The sequence below is a fragment of the Aliterella sp. E5.1 genome, assembly GCF_057473825.1.
Map to the genome: position 1 here is coordinate 1 of NZ_JBYCCV010000201.1, position 3381 is coordinate 3381.

The 3381-nt window shown below is 42.8% G+C and carries 4 protein-coding genes and 1 pseudogene; 3 read left to right on the forward strand and 2 right to left on the reverse strand.

Annotated features, from left to right (window positions below):
• Nucleotides 1-169: transposase (locus tag AC2VE5_RS24920; RefSeq protein WP_486887409.1), on the reverse strand; the 169-nt coding region annotated here is incomplete at its 3' end.
• 138 nt (nt 170-307) lie between these two features.
• Nucleotides 308-481, reverse strand: coding sequence for a hypothetical protein (locus AC2VE5_RS24925; protein WP_486890297.1), 174 nt, complete (start codon nt 479-481; stop codon nt 308-310).
• A gap of 121 nt (nt 482-602) precedes the next feature.
• Between AC2VE5_RS24925 and AC2VE5_RS24930 the strand changes: the two genes are divergently transcribed.
• The 3 genes and pseudogenes from AC2VE5_RS24930 to AC2VE5_RS24940 form a co-directional block, all read left to right on the forward strand.
• On the forward strand, nt 603-1184 hold the full coding sequence (locus tag AC2VE5_RS24930) for an ISAs1 family transposase (RefSeq protein ID WP_486890298.1): 582 nt from the start codon (nt 603-605) through the stop codon (nt 1182-1184).
• Nucleotides 1126-1734, forward strand: a complete 609-nt coding sequence (locus AC2VE5_RS24935) for an ISAs1 family transposase (RefSeq protein WP_486890299.1) — start codon at nt 1126-1128, stop codon at nt 1732-1734. The genes AC2VE5_RS24930 and AC2VE5_RS24935 overlap by 59 nt, the downstream gene beginning before the upstream one ends.
• 672 nt (nt 1735-2406) lie before the next feature.
• Nucleotides 2407-3255 (forward strand): annotated as a pseudogene (locus tag AC2VE5_RS24940) (transposase); the annotation flags it as partial.
• Between the last annotated feature and the right edge of the window lie 126 nt (nt 3256-3381).

Below are 3381 nucleotides of genomic sequence, written 5' to 3' on the forward strand. Positions count from 1 at the left end.
GCAAGTCTTGCCAGTTACAACCATTTTTCAGTTGATAAAAGATGCCATCCAAGATTTCGCGCTTGCTCCAGTTAGAAGGTCTTGTTTGCTTCTTCGGCGGTAGGATCTTAGGTAGTAAAGGTTCTATTATTTTCCACTCTTCGTCGGTGAGGCTGCTCTGGTACGGCATGGCATCTGCATTATGTTTTTGCCTTAACGTTACTTCCTTCCAGGGAAAGATGTCAAATGGGTTCTATACTTATACGAAGAACTTTAGTACGCATTTAAGGTTTAATTTACAATTTTATCAGCTTTGTTAGGTTTTTCTCTAGTTAGATAATCCTGTTGTACACTCACAAATTGAATTTACAACTGCTATTACCTTACGCGCTACTTCAACCGACACTGATGCTTTTGCCGCCGCATCGCGTAGGCGATCGCCTTGGTGCAGGGCGGTAATTACTCGTTGTGACGATGGTTTGGCAAGGAAGTTTTGCTTCAACTGTATCTGTATGCGAAGCCCGGCGTGCGCGCTTGCGCTATCGCTAACTTGTACCCAGGGAGAATTCGTTTCTCGAAGAAAAAGATTAGAATAATTCAGACGAACGAATTTAATATCAAAGATGGCAGCAAACTTAATTCAATCATTGCAGGAGATAAGAGATTTTCGGGCATCCCAAGGTAAGCGTTATCCACTATGGTTAATTTTGCTATTAGTGGTCATGGGAACAATAAGTGGATGCCGAGGATATCAAGCACTGGAAGATTTTGGAGTACGCCACTACGAAGCAGTAAGTGAAAAGCTAGGACTAAAAGTTAATCGCCTGCCATCTGACACCACCTTTCGCCGCATTTTACAGAAACTTGATTTTCACCTCTTAGGACAGCAGTTTCAACAATGGGCTAGTCGTTCTATTGATATCCAACCTCAAGAATGGGTAGCAATTGATGGGAAAAGCATCAAAGGGACTGTCAAGGAGACACAAACGCCTTACCAAAACTTCGTGTCTTTGGTTTCAGTCTATAGCTGTAACCAAGGGTTAGTGCTTGCCACCCAACAGTTTGAATCGAACCAGACTAATGAATTAAAAGTAGTACAAACACTGCTTGAAACGTTGCATTTAGAGGGCGTTGTGTTTAGTATGGATGCCATACACTGCCGCGCCACGTTTGCGGGGGAGGATTCCTCCGCAAAGCTGGCTTAAAAAAACTACTGAGCTAATCGTTAAGGGCGCAAACGACTACATTATCACTGTCAAAGGTAATCAACCTAGACTATTAGCACAACTTAAAACCACAGCTAAACACCAGAAACCCTGTCATCGAGTTATTGACATTGAGAAAACTCGCGGACGGATTACCTGCCGAATTGTAGAACTGTTCACTGATATCACTGGCATTGACTCTAGCTGGCAGGGACTCAAGAGTTTTGTCCAGGTAGAGCGCATCGGTATCCGACAAGGAAAACCCTACCAGCAAACCAATTATTACATTACCTCCTTCTTGACGGGAGCAGGGGAAATTGCCCACAGAATTCGCTCACATTGGGGGATTGAGAACCGTTTGCATTGGATTAAAGATGTGGTTTTTGGCGAGGATGCGGCTCCATTGAGTAATCACAATGCTGCTACCAATTGGTCTATCATCCGCAATATCGCCATCAATCTTGCTCGCCAGGGTGGTTATGATTCTTTAACCAAAGCTGAACGATTTCTTGCCCATGACATCGACAAGCTGTTTTTACTTCTAGAATGAATTATCCCTGGGGGCAATCACCTCTGTTCCCAACACCTTCGGTGAATGAGAGCAATTGCTCAGTCTAGAATCATTTATGGTCGAGTATACCCGTAGCCCGACAAATCACTGCACTAGAACGGAGGTAGTTTATCTGTTAAGTTGCAAAGATTATCCCCGTTCAGTGAGTTCAACCGTTAGGCGGAGATTAAGCGTGGAGTATGGGTTTACCTAAAGCTTGCCTTATGTTGAGAACACACAACCTTCCATGAGTCAACTCCTCATACCCCTACCAACAGGTTTTGACCGCACCCTCATCTTTGTATCTTTGTTTTAATCCATAAACGTTTATGGATTAAGTTAAACATCTGCTTGGCTTACTTGCTTAGGGGTTTGAGGAGTAATGGAGAAGATAACAACGCTAAGCCTGAAACTCTGTCACAGTAGGTTTTTTAGTAAGTATATATTTACTAATCATACAGGCGATCTAAAATTTCAATATAATCTTGAAGGCTGAAACCCTATTAATTTCGTTACTTTAACTTGGCTAAAAATCCTTAGCGTGGTTTTCGTCACACTTGCTGATACTGTTGGTTAACTTAACAAAACCAAGAAAAAGAGGACTATAGAAAGAACAGTAAGAGATATCCTAGAAATTATTCGAGTAACCGAGTCAGGTAAAGGAGTCAGGGTATGTCCCTACATCCAAAACTTATCAAGCCAGTCCCAAAAGAAACAAAGCAAGTGGCAAAAGCAGCATTCCCAAAAGGGAATCTATATCTAACCATCAGGGATGAATTAGGAACAATTTACACAGATAAGGATTTTGAAGCTTTATTTTCTTTAGAGGGGCATCCAGCGATCACTCCTTGGCAGTTAGTCTTGATCTGCGTCATGCAATATATAGAAGGGTTAGCAGATAGACAAGCAGCCGACGCAGTGAGAGGTCGTATTGACTGGAAATATGCGTTAGGACTAGAATTAACCGACTCAGGATTTGACTTTTCCGTTCTAAGTGAGTTCCGTTCACGCCTCATTGAGGGAGGAGTTGTAGACATTCTTTTAGATAAGTTCTTAGAACAATGCCAGAGAAAAGGCTGGTTGAAAAATAAGGGTAAACAACGAACAGACTCAACTCATATTCTGGGAGCAATTCGGACTCTCAATCGCTTGGAATGTGTTGGGGAAACCTTGAGAGCTGCTCTCAACACTCTGGCAGTTGTCGCCCCAAGTTGGCTAAAATCTCAAATAGAAAAAGATTGGTTTGACCGTTACAGTCGTCCTGTCTGCGAGGAACGTCTGCCAAAAGGGATTGTTGCTCGTAATACTTATGGCGAAAAAATCGGTGTGGATGGAATGCGTTTGCTTGATGCCATTTATGATGACCCGACCACTCCCGAATGGCTGCGCCAGTTGGAATTAGTTGAAATTTTGCGTCAAACATGGATTCATCAATATTTTGTGGAAAACGGACAACTGCACTGGCGGCAGGCAAAAGACTTAGCGCCTTCGGGAAAACGTTTTGACTCGCCCTACGACCCATACCATTTTCTTAAATACCTGCCACAGATAAGGAGTCAAGAATGTATGCCCATCCTGTCAATGATGTGATGACATCAAGTTCCAAATTGTTCAACAGTTCACTCACTCGCTCCTGCAAGTGTTGGA

Coding starts and splice junctions, on each gene's coding strand:
- AC2VE5_RS24930 (WP_486890298.1), top strand. CDS start 603: ATGGCAGCAAACTTAATTCAATCATTGCAGGAGATAAGAGATTTTCGG.
- AC2VE5_RS24935 (WP_486890299.1), top strand. CDS start 1,126: ATGCCATACACTGCCGCGCCACGTTTGCGGGGGAGGATTCCTCCGCAA.